This is a genomic window from Hymenobacter sp. J193, from assembly GCF_024700075.1.
GTDB lineage: Bacteria > Bacteroidota > Bacteroidia > Cytophagales > Hymenobacteraceae > Hymenobacter.
Genome location: NZ_JAJONE010000001.1, coordinates 1,085,235 through 1,099,150, shown reverse-complemented (window position 1 = coordinate 1,099,150; position 13,916 = coordinate 1,085,235). Strand labels below are relative to the sequence as shown.

The 13,916-nt window shown below is 61.1% G+C and carries 11 protein-coding genes; 3 read left to right on the top strand and 8 right to left on the bottom strand.

Annotation, left to right across the window (positions count from 1 at the left end):
* Positions 1-30: 30 nt before the first annotated feature.
* Positions 31-2,055 (bottom strand): DUF3858 domain-containing protein, encoded by a 2,025-nt coding sequence (locus tag LRS06_RS04710; protein WP_257870424.1) that lies wholly within the window; start codon positions 2,053-2,055, stop codon positions 31-33.
* A gap of 163 nt (positions 2,056-2,218) precedes the next feature.
* Positions 2,219-3,415 (bottom strand): MFS transporter, encoded by a 1,197-nt coding sequence (locus LRS06_RS04705; protein ID WP_257870423.1) that lies wholly within the window; start codon positions 3,413-3,415, stop codon positions 2,219-2,221.
* A gap of 106 nt (positions 3,416-3,521) precedes the next feature.
* Here LRS06_RS04705 and LRS06_RS04700 point away from each other — a divergent pair, with 106 nt between their 5' ends.
* Together LRS06_RS04700 and LRS06_RS04695 are read left to right on the top strand one after the other, a co-directional pair.
* Positions 3,522-5,399 (top strand): ABC transporter ATP-binding protein, encoded by a 1,878-nt coding sequence (locus LRS06_RS04700; protein ID WP_257870422.1) that lies wholly within the window; start codon positions 3,522-3,524, stop codon positions 5,397-5,399.
* 61 nt (positions 5,400-5,460) lie between these two features.
* The gene (locus LRS06_RS04695) at positions 5,461-5,937 is read left to right on the top strand and encodes a hypothetical protein (protein ID WP_257870421.1); all 477 of its coding nucleotides are present in this window, start codon (positions 5,461-5,463) and stop codon (positions 5,935-5,937) included.
* Between the two features lie 546 nt (positions 5,938-6,483).
* Here the strand turns inward: LRS06_RS04695 and LRS06_RS04690 are convergent.
* The 5 genes from LRS06_RS04690 to LRS06_RS04670 all read right to left on the bottom strand — a co-directional run bounded on the left by LRS06_RS04690 (position 6,484) and on the right by LRS06_RS04670 (position 12,033).
* Entirely contained in the window at positions 6,484-7,479 is a 996-nt protein-coding gene (locus LRS06_RS04690; protein WP_257870420.1) for an XdhC family protein, read from the bottom strand.
* Between the two features lie 227 nt (positions 7,480-7,706).
* Positions 7,707-8,204 carry a hypothetical protein gene (locus LRS06_RS04685; RefSeq protein WP_257870419.1) on the bottom strand — a complete coding sequence of 166 codons (498 nt, stop codon included), beginning with the start codon at positions 8,202-8,204 and terminating at the stop codon, positions 7,707-7,709.
* A complete protein-coding gene (locus LRS06_RS04680; protein ID WP_257870418.1) occupies positions 8,153-10,483 on the bottom strand; it encodes a xanthine dehydrogenase molybdopterin binding subunit in 2,331 nt (776 codons plus the stop codon). The genes LRS06_RS04685 and LRS06_RS04680 overlap by 52 nt, the downstream gene beginning before the upstream one ends.
* Before the next feature lie 111 nt (positions 10,484-10,594).
* Positions 10,595-11,344: an FAD binding domain-containing protein gene (locus LRS06_RS04675; RefSeq protein WP_257870417.1), complete on the bottom strand. Its 750-nt coding sequence runs from the start codon at positions 11,342-11,344 to the stop codon at positions 10,595-10,597.
* Complete coding sequence (locus LRS06_RS04670) at positions 11,302-12,033, bottom strand: 2Fe-2S iron-sulfur cluster-binding protein (RefSeq protein WP_257870416.1); 732 nt, start codon at positions 12,031-12,033, stop codon at positions 11,302-11,304. Before LRS06_RS04670 ends, LRS06_RS04675 begins: the two co-directional genes overlap by 43 nt.
* Before the next feature lie 229 nt (positions 12,034-12,262).
* Here LRS06_RS04670 and LRS06_RS04665 point away from each other — a divergent pair, with 229 nt between their 5' ends.
* On the top strand, positions 12,263-12,847 hold the full coding sequence (locus LRS06_RS04665; protein ID WP_257870415.1) for a DUF4136 domain-containing protein: 585 nt from the start codon (positions 12,263-12,265) through the stop codon (positions 12,845-12,847).
* Between the two features lie 51 nt (positions 12,848-12,898).
* Here LRS06_RS04665 and LRS06_RS04660 read toward each other — a convergent pair whose 3' ends face one another.
* Positions 12,899-13,813: a hypothetical protein gene (locus tag LRS06_RS04660; RefSeq protein ID WP_257870414.1), complete on the bottom strand. Its 915-nt coding sequence runs from the start codon at positions 13,811-13,813 to the stop codon at positions 12,899-12,901.
* Positions 13,814-13,916 lie beyond the last annotated feature (103 nt).

Genomic DNA, 13,916 nt, shown 5'->3' with positions numbered 1-13,916 from the left:
GAGAAGTAGGTGTGGCGGTAGAATTGCTGACTAGGGACGGGCGGCGGTGCTGAGCACCAGCGGCTCGGCATGCTTGGCCACAATGCGGGTGTAGAACTCCCGCAGAGCCGTATACTCCGCCGCGCTGTACTGCACTTTGGTTAGCTGCAGCCGGCTCACAAACTGCACTTTATTGCCTTCCTGGGTGCAGCTATAATAGAACTTGCCACCGTTTTCGGGCAGGGCCAGGGTAAGGCTCTGGGGCTTCTCCGCCACGGCCATTCCCGCCGGCAGCGTAATGCTGAGCTGGTGCGTTTCGTCGCGGGTAACGCCAAAATCAACCGGGAAAAAGCGGCTTTCCGACCGGAACGGGTTTGTGCTCAGGCCCAGGCGCAGCAGGGGGGTCAGGTAGAGGGTAGCGGGCTTGTCGTCGGCTCCTTCCAGCACCAGGGGCAGATCCAGCTGTAGTGGGCGGGTAGGGTCCTGCTGGTTTTTCCACTGGGCCGCGGAGGGCGGGGTGGTATCATCGCCCAGCTGATGTTGCAACTGGGTAACCAATTCCTTGGGCTCGGTCATGCGGGCCGAGGTGCCTTCGTAGCCATTCCATTCCCAGTGGGTGGTGCCCTTCAGGGCGCCGCTGGGCTGGAGGGCCAGCGCCGAGGTAGAGAGCTGCACCTGCTGGTGCTGGGGCATGAGCGAAACCCAGCGGCTTTCGGTGGGCGACTTCAGCAGGCGGCCTTTCCCGTTCAGGCAGCGGCGCGGAAGCATGCCCACGGGCACTACCGGCTCCGTAGCGTCTGCCAGCAGCTCCTTGTTGTTGGGCAGGGTGATATGCGCTACCACGTAGTTGAAGTTGTTGAGCACGGGCATCGACTCCAGCACATGCCCGTGGGAGCGGGTGCTGAGAATAAGCGGGTGGGCTTCCAGCCCGGTGGCACGTAGGCTCTGCACCAGCAGCATATTCACTTCGGCCGCATTGCCCAAGCCCCGCTTGACCGCGTCGGCCAGCGTTTTCTCGAAGTACAGCCGCTCCTCGCCGTTGTACTTGAGGGAATTCTGCACAATGGCTACCACGGCAGCCGCTCTTTCCCTGGGGTCGGGGTAGCGCAAACTCAGGCCGCTCAGCTGAGCAGCCAGCAGCGGCTTCTGCTTGAGGTCGGCCCCAAACTGTTCTTCCTTCAGCAGGTCGGCCGCTATCGATTCCCAGGTAGCGGCTACATCCTTCGGCTCCTGGTTGGGATACTGAATAGAGGACAGCTCAAACTCTATCGACGAGAAATAGTCCCGCATGGCCGTCATGTAGGGCTCCTCGTTCAGGGCAGGCACATGCTGCATAGCCCAGCGGCTGCTCAGTGCCTGCGTCGATATTGAGTAGTCTTCCGAGATGGCGGAGCCCGGTATACGCTGCGTAAAGGTCGCCGAATAAGCTACGGCCTTCTCTTCCTGCACGGCAAAGGGCAGGAAGCTGCGGGTAATCTGCTTGTAGCGGAAGTAGGCCGGAATAATGGTGCGGTACTCGCTCCAATGGGTGGGAATGGTGTGCTGAAACTGCCAGTTCTGCAGGTTGAACAGGAAGTCCGACTCCACCGTGTATGTAAACTCGATGATGGAGCCTTCCCGCACGTTGGGCAGCGTGAACCGGTAGCGCAGGTGGTTTTTATCCTGGTTTTCCTTGAAAATGGCATTGTCGGCCATCTTCTCCTGCACCAGCTTGCCATTCACGACGTTATAGGTGCTGCCCTTGAGGTTTTTCAGCCGCTCTGCCTGTTCGCCGTTGCGGTAAAGCGGCACGTCTACGGTCGCCCATTCGTAGCCGGCTTTGCGCCGGATGAGCAGGCGGGCGGTGCGCACGAATTCCAGATGAAAACCCTCGCGTCCGCCAACGATTTTCGACTGCCCGAAGTCGCAGAGCATGACGGCCGGAGCAGCAGAGTCGGCGGGGGCAGCTATGAAGTCGGCGACGGTTACTTTCCCGAACTTGATGGGCGCTTCCTGGGCCAGCGCGGCGGGCGTGCCCAGCACCAGCAGGCATAGAAGAGAGAACTGCCAGCGGCGGGAAAAAGCTCTGATAATCACCGGGAATATTACTTAAATCAGACAAAGGATAAACTCCTAAAGAATTGAGTGCAGCCTTGTTACTGGCAGCCGGGCACACCTCGTATCTTCTTCACCAAATGTACATAATCCGGCCACTAAGCCGCGCGTAGCCTATATATTATTTTCTGAAGAGGGCTGCCCGTTACGCTGTGGCCGGGCGGTTGCGCACGGCCACCAGCAGGTACACCAACGCCAGCAGCAGCAGGGCCGCGCTGAGCATGTGCACGTAGGGCAGGCGGGCGGTGGTATTGTCGAAGAGCCAGCCGGCCAGCAGCGCGCCCAAGCCAATACCTATTTCGAGGGCAATGTACATGGTGGCTACGGCCCGGCCGCGCCGCTCGGGGTGGCTCAAATCCACCGTCCAGGCATACAGGGTAGGGGAGTTGAGGCCCGCGCCCAGTCCGAACAGCACCGCCCCGAGCAGGAACAGCACCACCGACTGGCCCATAAACGCCAGCACCACCAAAGCCAGCAGCAGCACCGCCGTGGATATGCGCAGCACGGGCACCCGCCCGTAAGTATCGGAGGCCCGGCCTGCTACCAGGCGCACCAGCAGGGAGGTAAGCGTGTAGCAGGTATAGAACAGGCCTTTATCGGCGCCTTTCAGGCCCAGGGCCACGCTTTGGTCGGGCACTACCGTGAGAATGGCACCGAAGGGAAACAAACACAGCATGGTAATCAGGGCGGGCTTGAACACGCGGGGCTCCAGCACCTCGTGCCACTCCAGGCGCAGCAAACTCCAGCTGAAGGGCTGCCGCTGGGCTACGGGCAGGGTTTCCGTCATGGTGCCCTGCACGGCCAGGCTCAGCAGGGCCATGCCCGAGGAGCAGTAAAACAGGGTGTCGAGCGAAAACGTGGCCGTGATATAGGGGCCCAGGGCCGGGCCGGCCGCCATACCCAACGAGCCCGCCACGCCCAGCAGCCCCATGGCCTCGCCGCGCCGGGAAAGCGGAATGATATCGGCAATGAAGGCGGCCGTACCGGTGGGCTTGAAGCCCGTGCTGAACCCGTGCACCAGCCGCAGCAGCAGAAACCCGGTTACGGTAGTAGCCCAAGGGTAGAAAAAGCCGCACACAAAGCACACCAAAGAGCCAAACACCATCACCGGAATCCGCCCCACGGTATCGGCCAGCTTACCGCTGAACGGCCGCGAAAGGCCCGCCGTGACCGTGAACAGGGCAATGATGTAGCCCTTATAGTCGCCACCGCCCATGCGCGTGAGGTAGTCCGGCAGCTCGGGCAGGAGCATGTTAAAGCTCATGAAAAAGAAAAACGACGACAGGCACATCAGCCAGAAGCCGGCCGTGTAGACCTTGGGAGCAGAAGCAGGAGTGGGCATTGGGGCAAAGGTAAGCCAGCCCATTGGCACTGGCCACCGTTCCCGCTATTTCTGCCAAAACGGCCGCTCCCCAACTGCGGCCCGAAGTGTGCCGTAGGCTCAGCCTATGTCCTGGTTTTCTGACTTCCTCAACACGATTTCCGCCAAAAAGCCCCGGCCCGATGGCAAGCCCGCGCTTTCGGTGCGGGAGCGGGTGTCGGCCCTGCGTAACCTGCCGGCTTTTCTGCGCCTGATCTGGGACACCAGCCCCGGCCTCACGCTGGCCAATGCCGCCCTGCGCCTGCTGCGGGCCGCCCTGCCGGTGGCCATGCTCTATGTGGCCCAGCTGATTCTGGATTCAGTGGTGCAGCTCAGTCGCCTGCCCGCCCCCGAGCGCACGCTCACGCCCGTGCTCAGCCTGCTGGCGCTGGAGTTCGGGCTGGCTATTCTGTCCGATGCCCTGGGCCGGGGCGTGGCTTTGCTGGATTCCCTGCTGGGCGACCTGTTCGCCAACCGCTCCTCGGTGCGGCTGATGGAGCACGCCGCCGAGCTGGACCTCGACCAGTTCGAGGACAGCACCTTCTACGACAAGCTGGAGAGGGCCCGCCGCCAGACCCTCTCACGCACGGTGCTCATGGCCCAGGTACTCTCCCAGGCCCAGGACCTCATCACCATGCTGTTTCTGGCCGTGGGGCTGGCGGCCTTCAACCCCTGGCTGCTGCTGCTGCTGCTGGTAGCCGTGGTGCCGGCCTTCCTGGGCGAGTCCCACTTCAATGAGCGCAGCTACTCCCTGGTGCACGGCTGGACGCCCGAGCGCCGCGAGCTGGACTACCTGCGCCAGACCGGCGCCTCCGACGAAACGGCCAAGGAAGTGAAGATCTTCGGGCTGTCGGGCTTTCTGATTGACCGGTTCCGCACCCTGTCCGACGAGTTCTACCGGCAAAACAAAAGCCTCGTGATTCGGCGGGCCGGGTGGGGCACGTTCTTCGCGGCGGTGGGCGCGGCGGGCTACTACGCGGCCTACCTATATATCGTCAAGGAGGCCGTGTACGGGCGCGTCAGCATCGGGCAGCTCACGTTTCTGGCCGGCTCGTTTGCCCGGATGCGCGGTTTGCTCGAAGGAATCCTGAGCCGGTTCAGCACGGTGGCCGAGGGCGCGCTGTACCTGCAGGACTTCTTCGACTTCTTCCACCTGCAGCCCCGCATCCGCCGCGACGACTCGCGGCCCGTGCTTCCCTTCCCCCGGCCCATCCAGCAGGGCTTCACCTTCGACAACGTAGGCTTCAAGTACCGCAACGCCGAGAAGTGGGCCGTGCGTAACCTGTCCTTTACCCTGCAGGCCGGCGAAAAGCTGGCGCTGGTGGGCGAAAACGGGGCTGGCAAAACCACCCTGGTCAAGCTCCTGTCCCGCCTCTACGACCCCACCGAGGGCCGCATCCTGCTCGATGGCCACGATTTGCGTGACTACGACCCGGCCGAGCTGCGCCAGGAAATCGGGGTGATTTTCCAGGATTTCGTGCGCTTCCAGCTGTCGGCGGGCCAGAACCTGGCCGTGGGCCGCATCGAGCAGAAAGACAACCAGCCCCGCATCGAGCAGGCCGCCGCCCAAAGCCTGGCCGACTCGGTGGTGCGCAAGCTGCCCGAGGGCTACAACCAGATCATCGGCCGCCGCTTTGCCAAGGGCGTGGATTTGAGTGGGGGCGAGTGGCAGAAAATAGCCCTCGGCCGCGCCTACATGCGCGACGCCCAGCTCCTGATCCTCGACGAGCCCACCGCCGCCCTCGACGCCCGCGCCGAGTACGAGGTGTTCCAACGCTTCAAGGACCTGACCCAGGGCAAAACCGCCGTGCTCATCAGCCACCGCTTCAGCACCGTGCGCATGGCCGACCGCATCCTGGTCATCGAAAACGGGCAGTTCGTGGAAATCGGCTCCCACGAAGAGCTGCTGGCCCGCGGCGGCCGCTACGCCGAGCTGTTTCAGCTCCAAGCGGCAGGGTATCGGTAGGTTGTTTTGGCAGGAGGCTTGGGCTATCTTGCATACAGCACAAATCTTACCTGCTATTGATATGGAGTATCCTTTGAATACAGATAAAATAACTTTTGAACTCGATGAATATTTGCGAGTTAATAATTGTTTTGACAATTGCAACACTGCAGATGTTAACAAGCAAATAGTTTCTTCGTGGGGTAGACAGTTTGAAGAAGCAATTAGCCGAGATGTTGCAAGTAGGTTTAAGTATATAAAGATTAGCGTAATATATTCTGAGTTTGATATTTCTTCAGAAGACAACCGAGGAGCATGTGTTTTTCAGCATAAAGCAGAGCTGGTTGACAGTGAAAATATGGAATTTGTCAAAGTTTCTATTAGAACGCTTGTCAATTATCATAAAACGGTAATCTATCTGGATAGCGCTTATGCCACCATAGATAAATGGTCTGGAAAAAGTAAGTCACTAATGCAAATATTTGACAAGCTGAAAATGGCTCATCAGCAGACAGGGTATTTCAAACCTATTACGTTGAAGGCTATGTTGAATAACTAACTCCAGTTAATAATATTTTACCGTAACAGGTTATATGGAGTATGTTTTCAATAGTTCTATTTTTATATGATTAAAGTAAAAATTTAGTTTTTAAATAAAACTATTAATAGGGGGGGTATAGTTTTCATTATATAAATAGTATGAAAACCAGAAAAGCGCAGAAATACGTCAAGCAAAATGAGCGAGAAATTGAAAAAGCTATTTCAAGATTCTCTTAGCACCTTATGTTAAACTCTAAATGGATACGACTAATGGAGCTGATAGAAAATGCCAATGATATTATGAGGGTATAATTCAAAACCCTGCAAGATGCCCAGATAAGGGAATTGTGCCTGGATGACTATGGGCAAATAGGGTTTGAAAACGGGCATGACGGCTCTTTTGGGTATAGGGAGGTAGAACTTCTAATTTTCCTGAGAATTGTGAATGATGACGTTAGCCAAGACTTGGTACAGATAATGGACTCTATAAATAGCATTGGTCTGTTTGTTCTAGATATAGATGAGAGCCGACTGCTATTGACGTGCTACCGGGAATAAAACCGGTTCACCTCGCTCCATTCCGTACCCCAATCAGCTCGGCCGCAATGCTGATGGCAATTTCCTCGGGCGTGCGGCTGTGGATGGATACCCCGACGGGCGCGTGAATGCGCGCCAGTGTGGCTTCGGCAACGCCTTCGGTGTGGAGCGTGGCCCACATATCGGCAATCTTGGCCTGGCTGCCCAGCACGCCCAGGTAGCCCAGCTGGTGGTGCAGTAGCTGCTTTAGGGCCACATAATCGGTGCGGTAGCCGAAGGTCATCAGCACCACGAACTGCTCCGGGCCCTCCGGTATTTCCGGGGCCAGGGCCTCGTAGCGCACGGCGCGGCGCTGGTGGGCGTAGTGGTTGCCCACAAACGTGTTCAGCTCGGCCCGCTCTTCCAGTACCGTGATACCAAAGTCCAGCGTAGCCAGAATGCGGGCCAGGGCCAGGCTCACGTGCCCGCCGCCCACGATAGTCACGTGCTGCCGGAAACCCAGCGGCTCGGCGTAGTGCCAGTCATAGCCAAGGCTGAAGGCTGCGGGAGCTGGGGTATCAGTGAGGCGGAGGCCGGCCGGGGTAAGGTGCAGCTGTCCGCGCCGGGCCGTGCGCAGGCGCAGCAGGATTTCGGCCAACACGGGCGCGTGAGCAGCCTGCAGGGGCAGTAGCAGCACGGTTTGCTCGCCGCTGCAGATCATGCCCGAGCGGTCCGTGGGCTCGTCGCGGCGGTGCACCTGGCGGCGGATTTCGGGCGCGGCGTCGGTCTGCAGAAAGTGGGCACGGGCTAACTCCACCAGCTTATGCTCCATCATCCCGCCCCCGATGGAGCCGGCCATGCCCGTGCGCGTTACGCTCATCTTGAAACCCTGCCGGCCGGGGCTGCTGCCCTGGCTGTGCAGCACGCACAGCAGCGCCACCGGCTCCTGCTGGCGCAAGGCTTCGGCGGCGTACTCCCACACGGCCGTCTCACGCGGCACCGGAGCCTGGGCACCAGGGCCGTAGTCGGGGAGGTTAAGCTGCATCAGGCAGAGATAAGTGGTAAGAAGATGAGGAACGGTGATTTGTGCGCTGGGCCGATTCGCAGCCGGTGAACGATGTAGAGACGCATACTTGCGTCTCGTCGTTGGGGCTATTGTTTACGCTGTCATTCCGAGCGAAGCGAGGAATCTGGATCTACCATTGAACAAATGCGACGATTACCCCAGATTCCTCGCTCCGCTCGGAATGACAGCTATTGCGTTAGGCTTCTCTACAGCCACACGGCGGCCAGCGCGTAGGAAACGGCCATCAGCCCCGAAAAAAGCGCACTGACCATAAAGCGCCGCTGGGCCGTGACGCGGTTCTGAATGTAGTAGTTAGCCGCCAGCGACACGGGGGCGTTCAGCAGAAACGAGCGGCCCGCTACCGGCAGCAGGGCCAGGGAAATCGGCTCGGCCACGCCCCCAAATAAACCGAGGAACGCGTAGTGCCGGGCAATCCAGAGCGGGTTGAAGTACAGCAGCGACAGGGCGGCCCGCTGCCAGCGCTTCACGCGGGTGGTAGCCCCGGCAGCCGGTTGCTGTCGGTCGAGCCAGCGGAAATAGGCGGGCACTTCGGTGGAGTAGAGCAGGCCGCCAACCAGGGCCATACCCAGCAGACGAAACCAGGAAAACTGGTGCAGGAGCAGGGCCGCGGCCGTGTCGCCGGCGGCGTAAATCAGGAATCCTCGGAGGTGGTTACGGAGTTGAGTGGGGCGGGTGAGTTCCAAGCGGGGGTGGGGGCGGGCGTAAATTTGAAATCGGGGTGCAAATTTACGAGAACCTTCTCGGGCGTCATAGGGGCCGAAAAAGATATATCCGCCGTGGGGTTGAAGGCCCGAATGGCGTCGCGCAGGGCAAAGTAGGTGCCGATGCCGTACATGAGCGGCGGCTCGCCCACGGCCTTGGAGCGCAGCACCGCCCGCGAGTGGCCGGGCGTATCTAGGAAATGCACGTCGAGCACCTTGGGCGCCGAGTACAGGTCGGGGATTTTGTAGGAGTTTAGCGAGTTACTGAGCAGGCGGCCCTCGTCGTTGAATACCAGCTCCTCCAGGGTCATCCAGCCAATGCCCTGCACCGCGCCGCCTTCAATCTGGCCGCGGTCCACGGCCGGGTTCATGCTCTGCCCGAAGTCGTGGGCAATCTGCACGGCTTCTACCTCGTAGGTGCCGCGCAGGCAGTCCACGCGCACAGTGGTGAGGGCCGTGCCGTATACGTGGTAGGCGAAGGGGTAGCCCTGGTTGGTTTCAGCGTCGAAATGCAGGTCAGGCGTGGCGTAGTGGGCGTTTTCGCTGAGGCTGATGCGCTGCCAGTACGCCGCCGACACCAGCTTTTCCCAGGTCGTATCGGCGGGTTTGCCGGCGGCCAGCACCTGCTCGTTTTCAATTTGCAGGCCCTCGTAGTTCATCTTCAGCTCGGTGGCCGCGAGGCGTAGCAGCCGCTCCCGCAAAGCCAGACAGGCCAGCTGAGTGGCTTTGCCGTTGAGGTCGGCGGTGGCCGAGGCGGCACTGGGGGAAGTGTTGGCCACGCGGGTGGTGTTGGTGCTTTCCACCTTCACCCGGCTCATCGAAATGCCCAGGGTTTGGGCGGCCACCTGGGCAATCTTGATGTTGACGCCCTGGCCCATTTCCACCGCGCCGGTGCTCACGCCCACCGAGCCATCGGTGTAGATGTGCACCAAAGCCCGGGCCTGGTTCATGGCGGTTTTGGTAAAGGAAATGCCGAAGCAGATAGGCATCAGGGCCAGCCCTTTCTTCTGCAGCTTGTGCGCGGCATTGAATTCAGCCACTTCCCGACGCCGGACGGGCAGGTCGTACAGCTCCGCCGCGGTGTTCCAGGCCTGCTCGGCGTGGCAGCCTTCGGTGGGCTGGCGGTAGGGAAACAGGTCGCCCTCGCGCAACAGGTTGCGCTGCTGAATGTCGGCCGGCGTCACGCCCAGCTTTTCGGCCGCGCAGGCTATAGCCGACTCTATCACGAACATGCCCTGTGGGCCGCCAAAGCCCCGAAAAGCCGTGTTGGGCGGCAGGTTGGTGCGGCAGCTGTAGGCCGTGGCCGTCACGTTGGGGATGAAGTAGGCATTGGTGGCGTGAAACAGCGTCCGCTCCAGCACGGCCGGCGAGAGGTCGGCGGCGGCCCCGGCATTCTGGTAGAACGTCACCTCGTAGGCCACAATCTTGAGGTCCGCATCCAGCCCGATTTTGAAGTCGGAGGAGTAGGGGTGGCGCTTGCCGGTCATGCGCATATCGGCCATGCGGTCGAGCACCAGCTTCACCGGGCGGCGCACCACGAAAGCGCCCAGCGCGGCCAGGGCGCCCCAGGTGGTGGCCTGGTCTTCCTTGCCGCCAAAACCACCGCCAAGGCGCGTCACGTCCACTTCCACCTGGTGCATGCCCACGCCCAGCACCCGCGCCGTGTGGCGCTGCACGGCCGTAGGCCCCTGGGTGGAGGAAACGATGCGCACCCCGCCCATTTCGGTGGGGAAGGCATAGGCGCCCTGGGTTTCGATGTACAGATGCTCCTGCCCGCCCGATTCGGCCACGCCCTCAAACACGTGCGCGCACCCCGCCCAGGCTTCCTCCACCGCCCCGATGCGGAAGGTGCGGGGCGGCACAATCAGCTCGCCCTGGGCGGCGGCTTCCCGTGGATCCACGATGATGGGCAGCGGGCTGACTTCTACCCGCACGTGGCGCAGGGCCGCGTGGGCCGCGTGCTCCGAGTCGGCCAGCACCAGGGCCACCGGCTGCCCGCGGAAATGGACATGGCCCTCGGCCAGCAGGGGCTCGTCGGGCACGATGCCGCCAATCTGGTTTTCACCGGGAATGTCCTCGGCCGTGAGGACGCGCACCACGCCCGGTAGCTGCAGGGCCGCCGTGGCATCGATGCTCAGCAGCTTGCCGTGCGCCACCGGCGACTCCACCACAGCCGCGTACAGGGTGCCGTGCTGCACCGGAATATCATCGAGGTACTGAGACTCGCCGCGCACGTGGCGGGCCGGATCGAGGTGGTTCATAAGGTGAGATGGTGAAATAGTGAAATAGTGAGATGGTGAAGTGGTGAGTCTGACGTTGAGCTGGCGCTGTTTGCGCAGATGGCGCGTTTTGAATATCAACTCACCATTTCACTATTTCACCATCTCACCAAAGTGAGCCGTGAGCAGCTGGTGCAGCAAAAGCCGCTTGTAGTGCTCGGTGCCGCGCACATCCGAAATCGGGCTGATTTCCTGCTGGGCCAGGGTGAGGGCGTGCTGCACCGTTTCGGCGGCAACCGGCTGGCCCACCAGCCACGCCGAGGTGCGGCGCAGCAGCAGGGGAATCGGCCCCACGCCCCCGGCCGCAAGGCGGGCTGCCTGAATTACGCCAGAGTCGATGCGCAGCCACGCAGCCGAGTTCACGCTGGCAATATCCAGGTGGGTGCGCTTGGATACTTTCTCGAAGTTGAAAAGGTCGTTTGGTTGCGGAGCCGGAAAGCGGATTTCCGTTACCTGCTCATCGGCGGTTTTTGCCAGCTTCTTATAATCCAGGTACAGCTCCGCAAGCGGCAGCGTGCGGCGCTGACCGACGGCACTTTCCAGCTCGACTTCCGCGCCCAGGGCCAGAAACAAAATGGTCAGGTCGCCAATGGGAGAGGCGTTGATGAAGTTGCCGGCCACGGTGCCCATCTGCCGGATGGGCGTGCTGCTCACCAGCTTCAGAAACCGGGGCAGCTCGGGCAGCACCGCCAGCATCACCTCCGATTCCAGAAGCTGCTGCGCCGTAGTGGCTGCTCCCAGGATGATCGTGTCGCCTTCCCGCCGGATGCCGCGCAGGCTATGTTGGTCGTAGACCAGTTCTACCGGTACGGCGCGTACCTGCTCGGGGCGCTGTACCAGCAAGTCGGTGCCGCCGCCCAGAATCTGAGCACGGGCCGCGGCTTCCGCATCGATACCTGGGCCGGGCTGGAGGGTACCGGAAGCCTCTGCTCCCCCGTGGCCGCGCTGCGCAGGGCCGTGAGCTTGGCGGGCATATCAGCAAAATAGCGCGGCACAAAACCTTCCTCGGCCAGCCAGGAGAGCGGGGAAGAAGCTGGGCGCTGCTCTAACTGCTGCTGCAAGTGCTGGGTGGCCCGCTCCAGGCTTTTGTAGCCCGTGCAGCGGCAGATGTTGCCGTCGATGGAGGCCATAGCGGTTTCCGGGGTGCTGGGCTTGGGACTAAGCGCGTGGCCGGTGAGCGACATCACGAAGCCTACCGTGCAGAAACCACACTGAGAGCCGCCTTCCTGCACAATGGCCTGCTGCACCGGCGTGAGCTTCCCCCGCGCCGCGTTAATACCTTCCACCGTGACCACATGTTTGCCCTGCGCGTTGCCCAGGGGCGTGAGGCAGGACGTCATCGACTGATACTGCACCGTGGTGCCATCCGGGGCCAGCTCGCCTACCAGCACGGTGCAGGCGCCACAGTCGCCCTCACGGCAACCGATTTTGGTGCCCGTCAGGTGCTGGTGGTAGCGCACGAAGTCGAGCAGGGCGCTGCCGGCTGGCTGGTCGGTACGGATGAGCTGGTTGTTGAGGTAAAACGGTAGCATAGCAAAGCAAAAAGGCCGGGAACGAAAGGGAAAGTTACGGCTTTCCGGGCAGCGTCCGAAACGCCTACCAGCGGCCGGGAAAAAGAATAAGCCGGCCCCACAGACGGCCGGCCAGCAGCAATGCCAAAATTATATTAGGCTGTTCGGCTATATAAGCTAAAAATCAGGGAATAACCTTACGTATATCAGTTACCTTAAACCCCCTGATTTTCTGCTTTTCCCGCTGCCTATGAAACCCGCAACCGTTACCCTGCTGGCCCTTGCTCTTGGTTTAAGCGGCTGCTTTGCCGCCCGCGAAGCCCGAATTGAGTCCGACTACAGCTACAGCGGCAACTTTCGCCGTTACCGCACCTACGACTTCGTGACGGGCAATGATCTGGCTACTGATACCAGCGCCCTGGGCGAAGTGCTGCGCGACGCCATTCGCACCCGGCTTCGCTCCCAGGGCTACAAGCCGGCCAAGAACCGCCCGGACCTGCTCGTGAGCTTTCGGATCTACGATGGCGACCTGCGCTTTCGGGGGTTTGCGCAGGAAGAGCTGACGGCGTGGCTGGCCTCGGGGCAGGCCGAAACCGATGAAACGCCCAAGGACTCGCGCAAAGGCTACCAGCCGCAACGGCTGCTGCTGCGGGAGGGCACTCTGCTGGTCACGCTCATTGACTATCGCACCAACCGGGCCGTGTGGAATGGCTATGCCTCAGGCGTATCGGTGCCGCAGGGCGTGCGGGGCGAGGTCGTGGTGCGCCGCAACGTCCGGTCCATCTTCGACCAGTACCGCGTCTTCACCGAAGGCTACCTCGACGCCAATAGATAACCCACCCGCAGCTGCCTGCCGGGGGTGGGTTATCCACTCAGGTCAAAAAGGCTACCGGCCGGAGCCCGTTGGAATACGAAACTGCACGCCCAGCGAGGGAATAATGGTGACGCCCTTGAGTTTGGTGCTGGTGTTGTTCAGGAGCTGGTACGTGCCGTAGTTCTGGTAGTACAGCGCCAGAGCCGGCAGAATATACGCGTAGCGGAAGCCAAACTTGCCGTTGACGAAGGCCCCGAACGAAGCAAAGTTGTTTTTAGCCGTCAGCCCGCTGACTTTATCGTTAGTGCCCGGCAGATATACTTTAGTGGGCTCGAAGCCATACTTGATAAACGTGTGGTTGTATACCACCCCGTAGGATACGGCCCCGATTTCCTCTTCTCTTCCCAGGGAAGTACTGAAGATGAGCGGCACCATCAGGTCGCGGCGGGTAGCGCGGAAGTTGAGCAGGTCCGACACGTTGTCGAGAAATGGGATGCTGGGCAGCTTGGCCCGCTGGGTGGCAAACTGCAGCCCGATGCTGCCGTAGGTTTCGCCGGCCTGGCCCTGCGGGTTTTCTGGGGTACCGGTAGAGCCCAGAAACTGGTACATGGCATCGAAGGCGTGGGCCCCAAAGGCATACTTATAGCCGACATCCACCCGGGGCAGGGCGCCGTAACGCACGTACAGCGCGGTGCTGGGCTGCAGCGGGTCGAGGACGTAGGCAATGGCCGCCGTCTGAATGCGGGTGAAGCGCTGGCTGTAGTTGACGGTATCCTTCCCGGCGGCGGCGGCAACCTCGTCTTTCACGGCTCCGGTCAGCTCGCCCAGCGTGCGGGTACCAATGTTGAACACCATGTCGCCACCTACTTTAAACTGGCCATGGGGCGTGACTTTGCCCGAGTTGGTGACGGCGCGCGGGGCCGTGCAGGCCGAAGCAAACAGCAAAGCAGCAGCCGGCAACAGCAGGCGGAGGGAGAAAGCAGGCATAAGGCAAAGAATAAGGTACGGGGCAAAGGTCAGGGTTTTTGGGCCGGTGCCAAAACCAGGCCGGAACCCGACCGTAGCGGCCCCTCCCCGGATTTTGGCTATT

Bases quoted from the DNA above. Each gene is read 5' to 3' on its own strand.
- LRS06_RS04705 (WP_257870423.1), bottom strand. From the start codon at position 3,415: ATGCCCACTCCTGCTTCTGCTCCCAAGGTCTACACGGCCGGCTTCTGG.
- LRS06_RS04700 (WP_257870422.1), top strand. From the start codon at position 3,522: ATGTCCTGGTTTTCTGACTTCCTCAACACGATTTCCGCCAAAAAGCCC.
- LRS06_RS04695 (WP_257870421.1), top strand. From the start codon at position 5,461: ATGGAGTATCCTTTGAATACAGATAAAATAACTTTTGAACTCGATGAA.
- LRS06_RS04690 (WP_257870420.1), bottom strand. From the start codon at position 7,479: ATGCAGCTTAACCTCCCCGACTACGGCCCTGGTGCCCAGGCTCCGGTG.
- LRS06_RS04680 (WP_257870418.1), bottom strand. From the start codon at position 10,483: ATGAACCACCTCGATCCGGCCCGCCACGTGCGCGGCGAGTCTCAGTAC.
- LRS06_RS04670 (WP_257870416.1), bottom strand. From the start codon at position 12,033: ATGCTACCGTTTTACCTCAACAACCAGCTCATCCGTACCGACCAGCCA.
- LRS06_RS04665 (WP_257870415.1), top strand. From the start codon at position 12,263: ATGAAACCCGCAACCGTTACCCTGCTGGCCCTTGCTCTTGGTTTAAGC.
- LRS06_RS04660 (WP_257870414.1), bottom strand. From the start codon at position 13,813: ATGCCTGCTTTCTCCCTCCGCCTGCTGTTGCCGGCTGCTGCTTTGCTG.